This is a genomic window from Alteromonas sp. KUL106, assembly GCF_009811415.1.
GTDB lineage: Bacteria > Pseudomonadota > Gammaproteobacteria > Enterobacterales > Alteromonadaceae > Alteromonas.
The window spans coordinates 171643-190192 of sequence record NZ_BLIG01000001.1 but is presented as its reverse complement, the minus strand read 5'-3'; the positions used below and the strand labels follow the sequence as shown (position 1 = coordinate 190192).

Here is an 18550-nt window from a genome sequence, read left to right as displayed (position 1 = left end):
TCGTTTGCCAAGTAGGCCGTGGTAATTACATTTTGCATATGAAAAACGGGTAGCAATGGCTACCCGTTTTTTTGTTTAAAATGACGAGAGTCGATGCTAATTAATTCGCCTCTAAGTTTAGCTCTACACCGCTAAATTCTGTATGTAAGTCGTGCTGAGTATTTAGCAAGAATAAACGGTTCGCTTCAATTTCAGCCTGGTTCGCAAGGTAGCTTTTCACCGCTTTACTGCGTGCGTCGGCCAACAGAATTAAATCACTTTCTGGAATATCAATGTTGTTACGTAGTTTGTTGTATCGCGCGATGCTTAATGCGCGTTTTACGTTTTCTTCGTTGATGGCTTCCTTGTTTTGATCCGCACTTTTCTGGCTCTGTTCATGGTTTGAATTGGTGAGATCAGGGTAAAGCTGCGCCACCATGTTTTTATATTCTTGATTAAGGTCAGGTGTAAACACCTCAACATAGTGCGACAAGAGCGCGTCGGCTAATCGACCTTCTAATGGAATGCTGCTGCCAGTCATGGAGTTCATCAGCGAGCTGTCATTTTCACGGTTGACACCATTCTTTCCACTAGACTGCGCATTATCGGAATTATTAGTTGGATCGATTTGCCTGCTTTTTGTTAAAAGTATGGTGTTTAGCTGACGTTGTGCCAGCGCACCTGCGTCAGACATAGCGTTGACAGTTCCTTCAATATTCACCCTGAGGGCTGGGCGTTCTTTAAGGGCTTTAGCTAGGGTATTCAGTTTTTCTTGCGCGTTGGAGTCTAGCGCGTGCTCTCCAAACGCAAATTCAACATTGTCGAGTTCTTCATCGCTGCCAACCAGGCTCGCAAGTAGCGAAAACGGCGCGGTGACAGCCTTGGTAATAATATTGCCAATAGCATTTAGGATAATTGAACCAAAGCTAAAATCTGGGCTGTCTATATCGCCAGACACATCCAAGCCTAAATCGATAACACCATTTCTATCTTCTAACAATGCAATGGCAAGTCCAAGCGGCAAACTTAGCGCTTGGTCAGAATTTGACTTTTTGCCCAACGTTAATTGGTCGATAACTACATGGTTCTTACCTTCTAGTGCTTTGCCGTTGAGTTTGTATTGCACAGCTAACGACAGCAAGCCTTTATCAATGTAGTAGCCCATGTAGGTTCCAGAGTAGGGGTTAACCGAAGTCAGTTCAGCGCCTTTCACTGAAAAGTTTAAATCCAGGTCTATATTACGTTTTAATGGATGAAGGGTGCCTGCTAGTTTTACCGGGGCATAGTTGTCTATCTTCCCGGTGATATCCACACGAGCAGGCGCATTGGAACGGGAGTCGATACCGAACACTTCGCCATTTAAACTTTCTATAGCAGACGCAAATTTTGGCGTTAAAGAGTGGTCAGCAAAGTACGCTTTTCCGTTTTCTATTGATATTGCGTTAACTGCTATGGCTAGCTCTTGAGCTTGTGGAGGCGTCTCTCCAGTGCTTGCAGGCGCCCTCGAGTTTGATGTACTCATGCTGCCTGTTTTGCCAGTATATTGAGCTTGCTTATCTACCTGTTCGCTGTCAGATGACGCAACAATAAGCTTACTCACATTAGTCTGCTTAGTTTCATCAATAATGAGTCGAGCGAACGGCGTTTGTAGGCGAATGTTGTCCACGCTTAACAGGTTTGAAGCGAGGTCAAATTTAATATCATCCACATTAAAAGACTGCCACTGTAACAAGGGCGTATTGGCGTCATCCAATACGCTTAAGTCAGTAATGCGCGTATTGGCCTTCACGTTGAGTGATTCGAATTTTTCAGCGTTAAGGGCCGCGTTAAACTCAGTATCTACATTAAGCAGGCCCTCTTCAAGGGTCACATTAGCGTAAGGTGAAACGTACTGCTGGAACTGATTGAGCAACAATTGTTCAATTGCTGCCTTGCCCTTAATCGTTTGCTCTGCAAGCACTATGCTACCGCTGCTGCTCAGCACACCTTTCGACGTTTCGTTAAACGCCTGTGTATCGGCAGAGACATGTAAGCTGGTACTGTAGGAAATAGGTTTGGAGAAGTCAGTGGTGACTTCGCCGCTTTTGAAATCGAAGTTGCTTATTCGGTAATAGGTGCCTTTACTTACGCTGCGCTCTGTCAGGTCAATGGTACCGTCATTGAATGCAAATTGATGTAGCTCAACATGCCAGGAGGTGTCTCCCGCTCGCTCTTTTGAACTGGCATTTGCTACGTTGGCCGCCCCTTCTTTTTCCGCTTCACTCTTTTGTTTTTGTGCATCCTCTCTTCCAACGTTCGTGCCGCTATTATCTATTTTAGCTACGCTACGGCCTTGATTCTGCACTTCAGAATGGGAATTTTCGCTGGCGGAAGTGTTTGCAGAAGTGGCCTCCATCGCCGAACTTTTCGGTGTGAAAAAACGCTGTAAATCAAGCCCTGACTCATCAAATAGGGCCGAGACTCGAACATTGTCTAAGTTAACTTTAGCAATACTCACTCGCTGTTCTAAGCCGTTCACGCTTATATCGTGTATGGCAAATGTGGGTATGGCAAGGATCTCCTGAGAATTGAGGGATATGTCAGTGGCGTTAGATGAGCCCGCATTAAACGCAAGGTTGTGAATGGCAAATTCACCCTGTTCCAAAGAAAATTGAAACGCATCACCGTCTTCAAAGGCTTCGGCATGAAGACTTAAATTTACCTTACCGTCTACTAAATTTGCTTCAAATAAATCTTTTGAAAGTGACCACAGCGGTGTAAGCGCAACGTCGTTGATCGCTATGTCTGTGGTTACTTTTATCGGAGACAATTGAAACTCACCATGAATGGCAATTTTACCTTTCTCTGCGGTGAGTAAATTCAACTGATATTGATTAAACGCTCGCTTTCTTTCTAACGGGGCACTTTCATTGTTTTCGGTATCCGAAACTCTGTTTGTATTGTCCGCCTTGCTCGAATCGACTAAGGCGTGAGTATCCAAATCTTGCAGAGCAATGTGCAATTCAGGGTAATCAAGCAAAGTACCAGTTAACTTGTCTTCAATAATCACTCGCCCTTCGCTAAGGGCAAAGTTGCGCAATGTAATTCGAGGAATGTGTGTTTTGCCAGTGTCTTCAACCTCTGTCGTTTTCTCGGTGCTGCGTTTAGCTACATGGGCAAGAATGTCAGAGAAATTAAACATTTGGCTCTCGTTACTCGCATTTAAACGCGCGATGGCAACAACTGGTTCGTCTATGGTTAGCGATTCAATGGCCGGAGTAAAGGTGAACAATGATTGCCAGAAACCAAGGTCTAAAGAAAGATTACCTACGCTAAAAAAAGGATGCTCGTGGTTTTGCTTTGCGGCGTTGTCTTCGCTGTCATGAGATGAATGTGTAGTTGGGTAAATAACAAAATGGGTAACTTCTATCTTTAACAAGAAAGGGTTGATTGCAATATCTTCAACCGCGGCATTTCGCCCGGTATTTTCACTGACTATATCGGGTAATTTTGCCTTTAACACCGCAGGCGTCACTACACCGACAAGAAGTGCATAGGTAAGGTAGATGAGAACAAGATAAGTCGATATCCGAAACCATTTGGGCATTGCTGAAAACCGAGACATTGCATTTTGCATAGGCGATTACGCTGCGTAATTGAAGATGAAAAGATGAGCAGGGTGGCTATTGAAAAAATATAGCACCGAGCAAAAAATAGGGCGTGTTGATTTTTTAGTCAGTAAACGTCAATACGCTCTTAATAGATTACAGAGCCGTTAGCAAATTATCTAGGCCAGTTTTAAACAATGTTTGTGTTTCCTCATCAGCATTTAACTTCAAGTATGCGCCGATTTGAGTGGCAATGCTGGCAATCACGTCGGTTGATAAGCACAGCGCTTCAAAGTGTTGCTGGAGCGAAACGATGCGTAATGGATTTCCTTGTTGCACGCTGAGGATAAAATTTCCTCATAGCGTGGGACGATGACAAATAACCGAAGCTAATTCACTATCGATTATATAAACCTTCCTTATTTGAGAGAAGTGTCAAGGTATGTGATTGCTCACAGTCTACCGCGGTGCAGCAGCAATCTCTTTAATTGAAATGTAAAGGCGCTTTACACGTATTTTTAAAATTTCTAGGTAAATAAGTAATACCGTGAATGAGACAGGAATTAAGTCAATAAAACAAAACACTAAAAGGAGCCTTGCGCTCCTCTTAGTATTCTGATGAATTCTTACTTGTTCATTCACTTACTTGGTTTTGGTGGAATAATTATGCGCTCTACATCTTGGGAAGCGTTCTTTTCAATACTTGCAGTATCGAGGTGCGCGCTAAGTTGGTAGTCCAATTGCACGAGAAGCCCGGTTTGTCTCACGCCTTTGCCGCCTTGAATACGCGGTTTATATTCCCACTGTTCTAAAGCCACTTTTGCACTTTTATCAAACATACCCTTTGGCTGGGATTTGACGACGGTGACGTTGTCGGTCGCGCCCGTTTCAGTGATATCGAAAGAAAGTACTACAAAACCCTCTACATTGTCTTGTGCTGCTTTCTCTGGGTAAATGGGCGGAACGCGCTTAATTGGTGATGCTTGATTAATCTTAGCGTCTGTTTTAGTTGAGGTGGCAGGCGCATTAGCTAAGGCGGTGTTTATTGTGAACATAGCGGCAATAGACAGCACACATGCGGCGAACAGTTTATTGTTGCGCATGGGGTTTTTTATGGCATTTAACGTTTGAACAGAGTGAACTGGTGTTACCCTTAATTTTAAACTCGCCCTTCTGAGTGGGTAATTATCTATGCGGGTAGGTATAAGAAAGGTGAGGGAAGAGAAAGACAAATTCAAAAGCACTGATAGAAGTTCAAGAAGCCCTGTACGGTTAGTATAAAACAGTAAAGCTAAGCTCATTCGCTTCTAGAAACTCACCTAAAATACGGGCTTGTTGGTTGCCTCGCGGCACCATAACGTAGCAAGGTGGTGTAGGGGCGACTTCACGTAAATCGTACCAAAGCGTATCAAGCACATCGCTGCCGCTTTTAAGAAACGTCTCCCCCCAAGATGTAGAGTAAAGAACAGATACGTCCTCAACCGTTGCCTTTTGCCGTAGCGTAGGGAAGTTAACAACGGCAAAACATGCAGTGATGCGTTCAGGGGCGAGTAAGTCGTTACGAGGTAAGGACGCCACTTTGACTGGCGGGAAGTATTTACACAAATGTTTGAGCAGATCGTTTAAATCCAGTTCGCTGATTTCGCCGTAATTGTAGTCGAGCAACACCTTAGTATGGGTGTCGATGATTTTACTCGACACGCACCACACCATTAGGGCTATAGCACTGGATGCTTGAGATATTTTCTGTGACTCATCAATAATGCCCGATTTACTGAGTAGATCTCCCGCATAGGCCGACCATACTTCGTCACCATTTTTGAGTTGGCGCATGGCAATAGTTACGGTGTCGCAATACAAACTCTCGTCAAAAGCCCGTCGTAGAAACTCAATCTTATCAGGCTTTTTAGCGTAATATGTGCTCAGTCGTCTTCCCAATACAGTCATATCTTTTTCATCCATGACCTGCTGGTAGTGCCCTAACTCTTTTGAAATTCGCCGATAACACTTCAACAAAAAACGATGAATACGTCGGCTTAGCTGTACCCGCTCGCTAAAACTCCATGTTTGTTGATTGTCAAAATGCACGAGGGCTTTGCGGCTCCAGCCCCACTGCCTAGCGTAAGACGCCATAATCCTGCGCTTAAAGGAAGGTGTTTCGTCTTCAAAAAGTGGCTCACTCAGTGCGCAACCACATTTTAGATATAAACACTGCTGAAGTACGGCGACATCTTCGGCTTGTCCATTTGCTTTGTAGTGCGCTATGAGCTCGTCAAACATTAAAGCATAAGGATCGATGTCTGCCACATGTCCGGGCGCTTCGGTAGCCCTATGGACATGTCTTTTGAGAATGTTGCACAAGGGTTGGCCCTCGGCAATATTAGCAAGATAAACTTCCAGTTTTGCCATTTTAAGCACTGATTTGAAAGGCGAGTCCATGGCTTTACCCAGCTGCCAAATTGCGGCGCCAAACAGTTCACTGGCATCTAATTTTTCTAAGTTACCTAAATCCATGAACCAGTCCAGATCAGGCGAACCGCCTTTTTCTAGACTGTTATAAATAGCCATATATTGTTTTTCAGAGGCTTTCTCTGGCGTAAGCCACCAGAAAGGGGCCCTGCCTGCTACCACAATATTGGTGCTGTAAAATTCCGCTTTGAGCAGTAATGCTTGGGCTGAACCTGCACTCTCGCCTTCGGCAATACCGAAATCATTTTGTTTTACTTTATCAATTTCAGACAAAAAGAAATGAACTTCGATGCCGAAGCTATCGTCTGCCCACTTTTCGATTGCGGTAAGTTTTTGCTGCAGTAGTGAAAGTGCTGTTGGCGTAAACTGCTTGCCGTCAATGCAGACCCAAAAATCAAAGTCTGAGTCGTCGGTTTGCGCAATGGTCCCGACACTTCCCATCAGTACAAGCGCATCGATAGCTCGCTGTCTAGGCCAAATTTGTTTTACTTCTGTAAATAAGTGACTTTGTGCAGGAAAAGACCGCAAGAGGGCTTTTTCTATATCGGGTCTAAACGAATAATTATAGATCCCGAAAGGGACACTTTCACCTGAAGGTAGGGGGGCGATATAACCGGGGAGTGACTCGTGATTGACGTGTACTAAAAAGGGTAGCACGTGAAAAAGTGGCTTATGCTTTTCAGGCATGAGAGAAAGTGCACGCTCAATACGTGACTTATTGTACCTTAGAACTCGCAATAACCTTATAGTAAGGTTTTGCCTAACTGAAAGCGGCTGTGGCGCTGTCATTATGTCAATCTGCACTTCATCATGGAGCCAAGCATAACGCTATTTTGATTCAACTTCCTCTAATTTTCATCGTAAAACGGGGATCTTTGCCTATGTAGCGTCCATAAGAAGATACGCGCATGGGAAGACGGCCATTATCTGGCCGGTGGTATTGTTAGAATTAGTGAAGAACAATATTGTTATAGATTCATTCATCTATTTTAATCATCCCTAAAAAGTGCGCCAAATTGCAAAATAGACCGTAAGTTGGCTTATATACCAAGCTATTTTGTCATTTTCTGAGCCCAGGTTTTTTCGTAGGGTGAGAGGTATCGGCAGTCATCCAAAGGAGTGTAAACATGAATTCAATGGTAGTAAAACAAGGTGTACTGGCTGCAGTGGTGGCGTCCTTTTTTTCACTTAACACAGCAGCACAGAGTTCGATAAATTCTCAGGTTGAATTGGTTGGTGACGTGAAAGGCACGCAGATTACTGGCGTTACAGTAAGTAACACCGGGCGCGTATTTGTGAATGCACCCAACTGGCGCGACGGCGTGCAGTTTTCTGTTGCGCAAGTTACAGATACTGGAGACTTTATTGCTTATCCTAATAGCAAAGCCAATGATTGCGTGGCGCAAAGCGAGGTGCGTAAAGATTGCTTTTTAGCTGTACAATCCGTCGTCGCGCACAAGGATAAACTGTATGTATTAGATACTCGCAATCCAAAGTTTCAAGGCGTAGTGGATGCACCGCGCTTGTTTGTCGTCGATTTAACGTCAAACGAAATTGAAGGGGCCTTGATACTCAGCGATGATGCTTATCACCCTGACTCGTATATCAACGATTTACGAGTAGATGAGAAAACGAACCGTATCTATATGACCGACTCGGGTCATGCTGGTTTGGTGGTGTACAACCTTGATGACAACACAAGCTATCGCATTCTGGATAATCACAAAACCACCAAAGCAGAAGTAGAGGCATTAAGTATCCAAGGTAAACCCTTTACTATGACAGTTCAGTCTGATGGTATTGCACTCGATACCTTGAACGGTACGTTATATTTTCACGCCTTATCGGGCTATTCGCTTTATGCCATTAACACATCAGATATTGAGAATGCGTCAAGTGAAGACCTGGTCAAAAAAGTGCGAAAAGTTGCCACCACTGGGGCTCCTGATGGCATGATTTTTCACGAGGGCAATGTTTATTTAGCTGATTTAGAAAAGCAAGAGGTTCAGTACCTTACGCCGAGTCTTGACCTTCGAACTCTCGTGAAGGGAGACGTGGTGAATTGGGCTGACACATTCAGTATTTATAACGGTTCGCTTTACTACACGAACAGCAAGATACAAGATGCGGGTAGGGATGTCAGCGAGATGACGTTTGAAGTTTACAAAACTGCGCTTCCGTTTAATTAAACGCACTTCATAGAAAAAACAGCGTTGTATTACAAAATTGTTGAATACAACGCCGTTAATATTACGATTTTATGTTAGCTTCTAAGAAATCAAGTAAGCCCTGATAAAGCTCTCTTCTATTCTCTTCATCGTATACACCATGTCCAGCTTGTTTATATTGCAAATAAACGGGTGGTTTTCCTGCAGCCGTTAAACGCTCAGACAATGCCTCAGCATTTATCTCTGGAACACGTCTATCTTTTGAACCATGTATGAGCATTACCTTCGCTTTAATTTTATCAACATGGTTAATTGGAGAATAGTCGTGTAATTGGGCTTGGTCATTTCCTAGTACTTTTGATAAATACGCCTGACCTCCCCAGTTGTTCGGTATGTCACTTTCTGAAAAGATATACTGCATATCGTAAATACCCACGTATCCAATCGCGCATTTATAAAGATCTGGGGCTCTAACAACAGACATTAGCGCAGCGTATCCGCCATAGCTAGCGCCATAAGTACAGACGTTTTTACCATCGACATAGCCTTTATCGATTACCCATTGAGTGGCTTCGTTGATATCTTGAATCATTTTGCCTCCCCACTCTTTATACCCTGCACGTTCAAATGCCTGACCGTAGCCATCACTGCCTCTAAAATTAACACGCAATACAGAGTAACCGCGATTTGCTAGTAGCTGCGTTTCAGGATCGTATCGCCAAAAATCACGTGTGCCAGCTTGATGTGGACCGCCATGAATCATCACAACAAGAGGGGGCTTTTCTCCTGGTTTTGTTTGAGTGGGAAGCGTCAAATAACCATTAACCGTGATGCCATCTGAGGTTTCAAACGCTATCGGCGCCATTTGAGCAAGCATTCGCGGGTCGATCCAAGAGCTGTTCGCCCATACGAACTCCGCTTTGAGTGTCTCGCTGTCAAAAAGGTAATATTCTCCGGGATTAACATCGCCACTTACATGTACCAGTAGTGTTTTCCAATCCTTAGTTCTGCTGGTGATACGCACAGTTTGATCACCAAAGGCCTCGGCTAATAATTTATAAGTCGATGACGTTTCAGAAGCGACTTTTGCATACTCTGGCTTGGACTTCCCAGGATAGGTAATTCCCACAGCTGGAATCCCATTTTTATCGAGAATGAAATGTTCTATGTCGGTGTCATGGTCATCGAATATGGCCTTATATTCACCTGAATTTAAATCTAGTGAGAAGAGCGTATAAATACCCTTTTCTCCTCTTCGACCACCAAGGAAAATTGACTGCTCGTCCTCACTCGCACCAATGGGCTGAAGATAACCGTCCTGCGCGAACTTGTCGCCTAGATCAGTCCACTCATCATCTTCATTCTCTCGATAGGCTGAATGGTAACGACCTTCGTTATCTTCCCAGCTCATAAAGTTGATATTACCCGCTTTATTCGCCAGCGCTCTGCTGTGACCGTAAGGTAGAACGTCTACTTTCCTTTTGCGGCCATTGTAAATATTGAGCTTACTGATAACCGGTTGCTTTGAGCGGTCGTCGTAATAGACATTTCCAGTTTTCGTCCACGGATATTCAATGATTAGGATATTATTATCATCGTTTTCAAGAAAACTAAGAATTTCCTGACTCGCCAATGTATCGTCTTTGGTAGACATACGACTACCTAGCTTGGCATCTCCCGCTCGGAAACCATAAAGCAATTCTTGTTTGCTTCCATCAACATTGACACCGAATAATTCACCAGTAGGTATAGGCGCATCCAGATAACTAAATTTTTCTGCGTACTCGAAAACTAAACGCTCTTCATTAACCCAATTCATGGTATGGATAATATCTTTATTACCAGGGCGAACTCCTCCGACTAAGGCGAGTGTTTTCCGATCTAAAATTACTAGGATAACTTTACTGTCGTACCTAACACGCGCAGCAATGTAGTTTCCATTAGGTGACAGTTTCATGTCTAGGTAGTCACCATGCTTAGTAAAATATTCGAGGGGCAATTGAGTAGATGAGGCGGCAAACGCTGACAACGATAGCCACACTAGAAGGATCCATTTCATATGTTTTCCTAATTTTTTTGTTTTTATTAGTTTTGCACATTAACTAAACTACTATGCAATTTCAATTGAAGAAATCATAAAATCTTTTAAAGATTTAGGGTTTTTAGACTCGTTACTCGCTTGCTCTAGCTATATCCTCGTTGGCCCCAAATACATTGCGGGGTGATGAATCCTTAGATATATTCTTGAGAAGATATCCAGTACGTGGTGTATTCATGAGGACAGTACAATTACTAGTGCTAGGAGGTATAGCCGCCTACATTGCCATGTTGCCTTGCTATTCATTCGCAAAAAACATAGCAGTATTAGCCGTTGATTATCCCCCTTTTACGTCACCTTCTTCCGTGAATAACGGTGTTGCTTTTTCATTACTTCAGCAAAAAACAACCGACGATACTGTAACGTGGACACCGGCTTTCGCACCTCCCGCACGCATTTCACAACTGATAAGAGAGAATAAATGGTGTGCAAGCTTTTACCCTGTAAACAAGGATATCGCCTCAGAAAAAATAAAATTATCGAACGGCTTAGTAACGATAGGGTTAGTAAGAGCCAAACTCGATGCGGGTGATTTTGAATGGACGCACCTTTCAGATCTCGCAGGCCATTCTGTGGCTTTGCTAAGAACGTCACACGAGTCAGAGTTTTTTAAGCAATTTATTGATGCAGGGCTTAATGTTATCGAAGTGGAAAGCGTAAAAGCAGGTGTTGATATGGTGCTTAGAGGACGGGTGGACTTTAGTTTAGCGGATAATATTAGTGCTAACCTGAATTCGGATCTTCAGTTTTCTAGAACCGCCCTAGAAAGGACTAATATTACGCTGTTCGTGAACCCTAACTGTGACTTTCCTAAGTGGTATAAAAATTAAAACTTAACGTTAGTGCACGAGAACACGGGTTTGAAATGTTTAATATTGCTCAGTCAGATGAAATCTGTCCAAGGGCGATGATTTTTTCGAACGGTGTGGTGTCGGGTAATGTACCTAAAGCAAAGCCACCTGCTTTGCTAATCCTAGACTCACAGAATGCATGAGTAATATCGACAAGTGCGTCGTTATCGGCAAGTGACGTGCACGTTGAAAGCAATGAGCAAGCTTGAAGGGCTATCGCCATCTGTTCTGTTAGATAACGGCTGCGCGATTCCATATTTTGCGTATTCGATAACACGTCAAATAGCGTGGTAACATGATTGTCATAGTGTTTATTTTTGCCCTTTTGCCCGTAAAGTTCCTTAAACAAGGCTTCCTTTACATTCGGCTCTTTATTCAGAGCGCGTAAAACATCTAAACATTGCACGTTTCCGCTTCCTTCCCATATGGAATTAAGTGGCGCTTGGCGGTAATAACGTGGCATGGGGTGTTCTTCAACGTAACCAATACCGCCTAAACATTCTTGTGCTTCGTTCACAAACATGGGGGTACGTTTACATATCCAATACTTTCCAATGGCGGTTGCAAGTCGTGCAATGGCACCTTCGTGTTGATCGCGAGAAGCACTATCAACCGCTTTTGCAACGCGCAAAGTGAGCGCAGTAGCGGCTGCGCATTCGATGGTAAGATCTGCCAATACGTTTTGCATAAGGGGCTGATTGGCGAGGGTTTTGCCAAAGGCGTCGCGGTGACTTACATGATGTAAAGCATGTACGAGTGATTGCCGCATAAGCGCCGAAGATCCAATCATGCAGTCTAGGCGTGTGAGCGATACCATCTCAATGATCACAGGCACGCCGCGACCTTCCTGACCAATTAAGTATGCGGTGGCGTTTTGGAACTCCACTTCAGATGAAGCGTTACTCCAATCGCCTAGCTTGTCTTTTAAACGCTGAATTCGCACATTATTACGTTCGCCATTTTCGAGAAACCTTGGCAGTAGAAAGCAGCTTAGTCCACCTTCTGCTTGCGCGAGAATAAGATGAGCGTCGCACATAGGCGCAGAGAAAAAGAACTTGTGACCTATAACACGGTAGCTGCCATCAGCTTGCTTTGCCGCTGTCGTGGTATTGCGCCTAACATCAGAGCCGCCTTGCTTTTCTGTCATCCCCATACCTATGGTAAGCCCATGTTTCTGACTTGCTGGCAGTGAGCGGGGATCATAGACACCATTTATCGTTTTATCTAGATAATATGCGGGCAACTTTTCACCATGCCGCATAGCGGGTATCGCAGCGTGAGTCATGGTCAATGGGCACGATGTGCCAGCCTCCGCTTGGTAATGCATATACATTAGCGCGGCGCGGATGGTGTGTGCACCATCAATGCCTTCATGCTTCCATGAATAATTGTGTACATTGTGCTGCATCGCACTTTCCATAAGTGCGTGATAGCTTGGATGAAATGTTACATGATCAATACGGCGACCATAGCGATCAAATGTATGCAGCTCAGGCTTATTCTTATTGGCAAGTTCACCGTGAGCCATAAGTGTATCGCCGGCCAATGCGCCGTATTTAACTAAAAGTGCTTCGTCATTCTGATGAGAGTGAGGTAAATACTGACAAACTAAGCTGCGCAACAAAGGGTCATCGCTCCACAGGTTGTAGGGAGCAAGAATAGTGGGCTGATTCTCTACAATATGGGTAGTAAAACGGTCAGCGATAGTCATGTTTTTGTCACCGAATATAAGCACCTGTTCAAAGTTACCACAGTAAAACATTACTTATTAAGTTTCAAATTGATATTTAATGTAATGTTTGTGCAAGCGTCACCTTTATATAATGATGGATGAGTCTCTCTTGGTTGTAATTTAGCTATAGAGCGTCTTAGGTAGGCACATCTAACACTTAAGTGAGTAAAAGGGAACGTTAGGAGAAACGGCCCTGATACGGCGTGAAAATTAAGATGAACATGAAGAAGTACTAAGAATTTGCAACAACTAACAGAAAAAAAGCCTGTCGCACGAAAGCTTCTGCTTAAATTGCTTGGCTCCCGTGACAATATACAAATGAATGCGAGCGCGGCTGTGCGAGTGGGGGCGCTGTTTGGTATTTCGGAGAATAATATTCGAGTTACGCTTACTCGGTTGCATTCCACGCAGTTAATTACGTTGGTAGAGCGCGGCTATTACCAGCTCGGTGAGATGGGGAAAGGGTTTGCAAAAGAAATTCATCACTGGCGAGATGTGCAGCACTACCTGAAACCTTGGCGACACGACTGGGTGGTAGCGCAAACCAATATGCTTCCTAAAAGCGATAAGAAACAGCATAGAACGAATGAGCGTGCCCTCAAACTCATGGGGATGAAGAAACTGGTAAGCGATATGTATATCAGGCCAAATAATTTGTCAGGGGGGGCAGCAGAGGTAAGAGAAAAACTTATTGCTCTTGGATTGTCCAAAAAAGTCATGGTGTTTACTGCAAGCGACTTTGAAAGTGAAATGCAGAAGAAAGCTATGAAGTTATGGGCTCACCTTAAGCTAGAGGCGCTTTATCGAGACGGTTGTATTGAAATAGAGCGCTCGTTAAAGCGAATACCATCATTAACGCTTGAAGAAGCGACGAAAGAATCTTATTTGATAGGTGACAGAGCGCTGTATCATTTGGTGTTTGACCCTTTATTACCCTCTCCGCTAGTTGATGTAGCGATGCGCGAGCATTATCGAGAGCTGGTGAAGCAATATGATGATACGGGCGCAGAGATATGGCATCGCTTTTTAAATCAAAATTAGGTTAGTCACTTTGCAATTAGAACGGAAGTAGCCGAAATGGAAGTAAATATGACCGCATCAAGACCCTTGTTTAAGCATATACGCAATCATACAGCGCTTTTCAGTGAGCTTTCTCAATACCGGAACGCGGCGGTGAATACATTGGGATTTACTGGTTATGAATTTCATAAAACCCCAAAGTTTGTCACTGAAGACGGCAGCCGACTCACTATTGAGCCGGAGCGCAGCATTGTATTGCCAAGGGTGAACGTACTATCAGGCTTGAAAAACAAGCTTACAGCAGCTATTCCAACGTTGCATATGGTAGAGCACAGTGAAATAGGTTATCGCTATCCAACGGCTGCACTAGCAGGGCTAGACGCGCCGTTCATTAAACGCATGCGGTCGGAGTACTTTCATAAAGTGGATGAAGATAGAAGTATTTGTCGCCCAGTGAATTTGTCATACGGTATTAAAAGTCGAGGAAAGGCCGACAACAGGCAAGAATATGAAGTATGGATGCCTGATGAAGCGCCAGATCAGAGTCCGCTTCCTCTGCTGATTGATGCCTACGGCGAAGATTTGCCTAATGACGTTAGGCACTTCGCTGAACAGCCTTCTAAAGTCCATGGCTGGATGGGGGTTAAACGGGCCGCTTTTGAAGCGCTTTATACCAACAAAGTGCGCTGTGGCGATTTGATTGTCTGTATTGCCATGAGCGTAGACGCTTACAACATAGGAGCCAAGCCCGATTTAGCTTATTCTCCCGAGGCGGAAAGTTCTATTGCTGTTAGCAACGCTGAATTTGAATGGGAAATAGAGGGGTATTATGCACCGCGAGACTGGAGGTTTGATCATGATGAAGTGTGGGCGGCTATTAACCACACGTTAGAAGCCATTAACGACCCCCTCGATAATTTATACGGAAACCAGATAATACCTATTGCTGAGAGTAAGACAGAGCGCATTTTGTCAACGCTTAAGTCGCTTGGCGTTGGGCAAAAAGAGGTCGACGAACTGAACCTACAGCCATGGGAGTTCATGCTTACTGAAAGTGAGCACAGAGTGAAAGCTCATGATCCCAGCCGCTCCGTTAATTTACTGGGTAGGCTGAACCGCCTGTTTTACCAACCAGAACAGCAGTTACCTTCACTTAATTGGATGCACGATCTCATTTTATAAGTTAAGACTTGTAAGACTACACAGGTGACCTATCTATGCGGACTGGTATTACTACTTCTCAATAACAAAAAGAAGCGCGCTGAAGGCATTGTCGAGCGCGCTCTTTTCCTTTTCTTCTGCGCTCAATCTGTAACAAAAAAGACGCATACGTAAAATTTTATAAAAATTATTTGTATTTTTGTAAATAAATTTCATTTTTATCGTAATGCGTCTTAAAAATTCACTATTTGTGTAATTAAATTACAGAAATTGCTTTATTCTTTGAAAGTTTTGTTCATAATGTACTCATCATCTAGGTGATATCTAATTTAGTTACAAAATAGGAATTCAAAAATGAAACTGTCTACTTTCGCTATAGCGCTAACCTTATCTGTTGCAGCGGCTCAATCCTTTGCAAAAGATGTGGTTCTCAAGCCCATTGCCGACAACATCGAAACACAAGCGTGCTTAACTGCCGCTAAAGAAGGTTTTGGCCCTGCACTGCGTCTTATTCGTGCCAATGGCTTTAATGCTGAAGAGTTCAGTGCATCTGTTCGCTGTAACGGCGAATCACTTCGCACTTTCGCTTACATGTACAGAAACAACAAGGCGACTGAAAACGCGAAAACAGTGGCACTTGTCGCAAAGAACCAAGACGTAGCCTCTCAAGCTTGTTTAGAAGCGATTTCTGTTGGTAAAGAAGCTGCACTGGCGAAGTTTGGTCTAGAAGGTGAAAACATCATCTGTAACCACAAAACAATCTCTGACTTTGTTCGTGAATACAGCGCAGAGAACGTAGTCGTACGCAAAGTCGCGGAATAAGACCACGTTTTAGGATAGCGACCTACTGCTAATACTTTGTACAGTTTCATGGCCTTTTGTTTGAAAAGGCAAAAGGCCTGACACTTTACGCTTTTTAAGCTTCTATCTCTCCAATTCCTTTGCTCACTTTGGCTGGCTATCTAGCCTCACAGCGTTCTTTTTTGCGTAAGAATATTAATGAAAAATAGACGTAATAATTCGCATGCCGTTATTGATTAACGCCAGAATGGATTAAATGAAACGCCGTTTGCCTGCCATCTAAATAAGTCACAGATTTACCGTCAAAAAACGCATCCTCTTCCAGCATAATGCGTATCTCTTTGTTCCATTCTTCAATAAAGCTTGCCGCATTAAGTTCTATTGAATACGCCGTTTTTCCAAACATTGGGTAGTCGCCCTGAATAGGTACACCTTCCTGAGCGTCCCACATACCTATCGTTGGGCCAGCCGCATGCCCGTGAAAACCGAGCGGGTGGGTATAAATAGCAGGCGTGATCCCTTGCTCAATAGCTTGCTGTCGCGACATACTCAAAATAGTATTTCCCGTTCGGCCTACTTTAAAATTGTTGGTTAAAATATCTTGCAATCGGTTTCCGGCTTTTAGGGCATTTTTAAGTGATGCCGGCGCGTCTTCCTCGCCTGGTTTTAGCACGTAAGCATGCTGCTGTTGATCGGTGTTGAGTCTTAGGTAAGTAATGCCGAAGTCAACGTGGATTAAATCTCCTGGACGAATGATATTCTCGCCAGGGCGTTTGCTAAATGCAGCGATTTGATCGAACACTTCATTGTCTTGACGTTGGATTGAGACCGTAGGATGAAACCAATTCGTTAGCCCTAGAGCGCGCGTTTGGTCGCGAAGCCACCATACAACATCGTCGGTCGTAGTCACGTTGGGGGTAATGACCTCATTTGAAAATGCTGTCGCTATAAGAGAATGACCAATTTGGGTAAGTACTGGGTAATACTGCATTTCCAAGTCACTACGCGTTTCTAACCAACCTATTGAAAGCTTTTCGCCGCTCACGACCCGACTTTTAAGTTCTTCAGAAAGCATGGCCATGAATTTTTCATATTCGGTAGACGTCATGCCGTCAGCAAGTGCAAATGCATCAGAGGTATTAATGGCAATTTTGGCGGGATTTCGTGATTCAATAATGTGTTTCAATGCCTGCCACTGATCAGGTTGTGCTTCCTTGTCCCAGGCTTTTTTAAATAGTGAACCAACCGCATATCTTGCAACGGCCAGACGCTCCAGGGGCTGGCCTTCGCCTGGGTTGTAAATGACTAACATGGTATGGCGTCTAGCGGATATCCACGTAGAAGGCAGCATGGTTTTTAATACGGGGTCTTCGTTGTACTCTCGTGACATCAGCACCCACATATCGATGCCTTCTCGTGCCATAATTTGGGGCAATACGGAATTGAATCGTTCTACAGTGATCCTATCAATTAGCTCGCTGCGTTGCTTCATACTCAGTATGTTATTTGCCCACGAGGTTGCCGATAAAGCAAACATCACCAAACCTATACTTATCGCTAGTACCTTTCTCATCCATGTTTCCTGTCTGTTGTTATTTTTGTGGTCACCGTGCGCGTGTCTCTTCGGTCAATAAGATGAAAGAGTAAAACACGCACCAGTGAAGTTACGTTAATTTAACATCATTACTGAATTTTGAGCTAGGTGAAACCTGTGTGCGCTATGTGTATGAGACGACCTCAATCTCAATATTTTCCTGGGCCATGAAATAAAAGCGTTTACCTGGCTCATAATCACCGTGGTTAAAAGTACTATAGTTAAGTGCCAAAACCCGTTGTTCCGTTTCGCTCAAATCAGGCACGACAATGCCGATATGATTCACATAGGCTAGGGTTTTATAATCGATCTCTACCTTATTAACGGTTTTAGGTCTGTATAGCGCAAGGTAGTCTTTATCGTTTCCTACGTGAACGGTGTAGCCGTCATTTTTTGCGCCGCCGCTCCATCTCACTTTCCAGTCAAAGAGTGTGCAAAGCAAGTTCGCCAGTTCATCTGGGTTTTCAACGGTGATATTTGTGTGCTCTATGTATGCAGTGGCCATGTGTTTTCCTCGTGTAGATAATCAACGAGAAACAGCTTAATATCTAAAGTTAACTTTAGATCAAGCGTTTTTAAAGCGGCATTTGATAATTGTAAAAAGAGAGGCGCAATGGCACCGGAACCCATGGTAAGTATTGGATTTATTGCTAAGCGTACTGGCAATGCAGTTTCCCTTATTCGCTATTATGCCAATGAGGGACTTATTCCTTCTGTGCGCACCAGTGGTGGGAATAGAGTATTTCCTCGTTCTGTCATTCGCAGAGTGTCTTTTATCTTAATCGCGCAAAACATGAGTTATTCCCTTGCGCAAATAAAGCACTTATTGTCCACACTGCCTGATAATAGAACACCAACACAAGCCGATTGGGCAAAGCTAAGTACTGTGTTTAACCGACATATCGAAGAAAAGATAGCGGCACTGACTAGTTTGAAAACGTCATTAGAGGGCTGTATTGGCTGTGGATGTTTGTCATTAGAACGCTGTAGGCTTTACAATACCAATGATAAAGTAGCAGCCCGAGGCAGTGGGGCCCAGTTGCTCGATGAAAATGTACAATCTCAGTTTTTAGTTTCACACAAAAAGTAG

Annotated in this window: 14 protein-coding genes; 6 read left to right on the top strand and 8 right to left on the bottom strand. The window is 43.8% G+C overall.

Translation table 11 applies throughout. From position 1 onward, the window contains the following. Positions 1-100: 100 nt before the first annotated feature. The 4 genes from GVO63_RS00775 to GVO63_RS00760 all read right to left on the bottom strand — a co-directional run bounded on the left by GVO63_RS00775 (position 101) and on the right by GVO63_RS00760 (position 6824). The gene (locus GVO63_RS00775; RefSeq protein ID WP_308469284.1) at positions 101-3565 is read right to left on the bottom strand and encodes a DUF748 domain-containing protein; all 3465 of its coding nucleotides are present in this window, start codon (positions 3563-3565) and stop codon (positions 101-103) included. Between the two features lie 157 nt (positions 3566-3722). After that, on the bottom strand, positions 3723-3905 hold the full coding sequence (locus tag GVO63_RS00770) for a hypothetical protein (RefSeq protein ID WP_201281855.1): 183 nt from the start codon (positions 3903-3905) through the stop codon (positions 3723-3725). Positions 3906-4204: 299 nt separating this feature from the next. After that, positions 4205-4669: an energy transducer TonB gene (locus tag GVO63_RS00765; RefSeq protein WP_236552018.1), complete on the bottom strand. Its 465-nt coding sequence runs from the start codon at positions 4667-4669 to the stop codon at positions 4205-4207. 169 nt (positions 4670-4838) lie between these two features. Next, on the bottom strand, positions 4839-6824 hold the full coding sequence (locus tag GVO63_RS00760; protein ID WP_159577745.1) for a class I adenylate cyclase: 1986 nt from the start codon (positions 6822-6824) through the stop codon (positions 4839-4841). A 338-nt stretch (positions 6825-7162) separates the two neighbouring features. Between GVO63_RS00760 and GVO63_RS00755 the strand changes: the two genes are divergently transcribed. Next, complete coding sequence (locus tag GVO63_RS00755; protein WP_159577744.1) at positions 7163-8224, top strand: L-dopachrome tautomerase-related protein; 1062 nt, start codon at positions 7163-7165, stop codon at positions 8222-8224. A 61-nt stretch (positions 8225-8285) separates the two neighbouring features. On the opposite strand, the gene GVO63_RS00750 is transcribed toward GVO63_RS00755, so the two are convergent. Then, complete coding sequence (locus GVO63_RS00750; RefSeq protein WP_159577743.1) at positions 8286-10262, bottom strand: S9 family peptidase; 1977 nt, start codon at positions 10260-10262, stop codon at positions 8286-8288. Between the two features lie 215 nt (positions 10263-10477). Here GVO63_RS00750 and GVO63_RS00745 point away from each other — a divergent pair, with 215 nt between their 5' ends. Then, on the top strand, positions 10478-11131 hold the full coding sequence (locus GVO63_RS00745; RefSeq protein WP_159577742.1) for a hypothetical protein: 654 nt from the start codon (positions 10478-10480) through the stop codon (positions 11129-11131). Between the two features lie 49 nt (positions 11132-11180). Here the strand turns inward: GVO63_RS00745 and GVO63_RS00740 are convergent, their stop codons facing one another. Further along, complete coding sequence (locus tag GVO63_RS00740) at positions 11181-12863, bottom strand: acyl-CoA dehydrogenase family protein (RefSeq protein WP_159577741.1); 1683 nt, start codon at positions 12861-12863, stop codon at positions 11181-11183. Between the two features lie 261 nt (positions 12864-13124). Between GVO63_RS00740 and GVO63_RS00735 the strand changes: the two genes are divergently transcribed. The 3 genes from GVO63_RS00735 (at position 13125) to GVO63_RS00725 (ending at position 15887) form a co-directional block, all read left to right on the top strand. Next, positions 13125-13925 carry a PaaX family transcriptional regulator gene (locus GVO63_RS00735; protein WP_159577740.1) on the top strand — a complete coding sequence of 267 codons (801 nt, stop codon included), beginning with the start codon at positions 13125-13127 and terminating at the stop codon, positions 13923-13925. A 48-nt stretch (positions 13926-13973) separates the two neighbouring features. Further along, positions 13974-15086: a hypothetical protein gene (locus tag GVO63_RS00730; RefSeq protein WP_159577739.1), complete on the top strand. Its 1113-nt coding sequence runs from the start codon at positions 13974-13976 to the stop codon at positions 15084-15086. 333 nt (positions 15087-15419) lie between these two features. After that, complete coding sequence (locus GVO63_RS00725; RefSeq protein WP_159493811.1) at positions 15420-15887, top strand: DUF3718 domain-containing protein; 468 nt, start codon at positions 15420-15422, stop codon at positions 15885-15887. 208 nt (positions 15888-16095) lie between these two features. On the opposite strand, the gene GVO63_RS00720 is transcribed toward GVO63_RS00725, so the two are convergent. Continuing rightward, on the bottom strand, positions 16096-17439 hold the full coding sequence (locus GVO63_RS00720) for a M24 family metallopeptidase (RefSeq protein WP_159577738.1): 1344 nt from the start codon (positions 17437-17439) through the stop codon (positions 16096-16098). Positions 17440-17584: 145 nt separating this feature from the next. Further along, complete coding sequence (locus tag GVO63_RS00715; protein ID WP_159577737.1) at positions 17585-17965, bottom strand: VOC family protein; 381 nt, start codon at positions 17963-17965, stop codon at positions 17585-17587. 108 nt (positions 17966-18073) lie between these two features. On the opposite strand from GVO63_RS00715, the gene soxR reads away from it, so the two are divergent. Next, positions 18074-18550: a redox-sensitive transcriptional activator SoxR gene (gene soxR, locus GVO63_RS00710; protein ID WP_159577736.1), complete on the top strand. Its 477-nt coding sequence runs from the start codon at positions 18074-18076 to the stop codon at positions 18548-18550.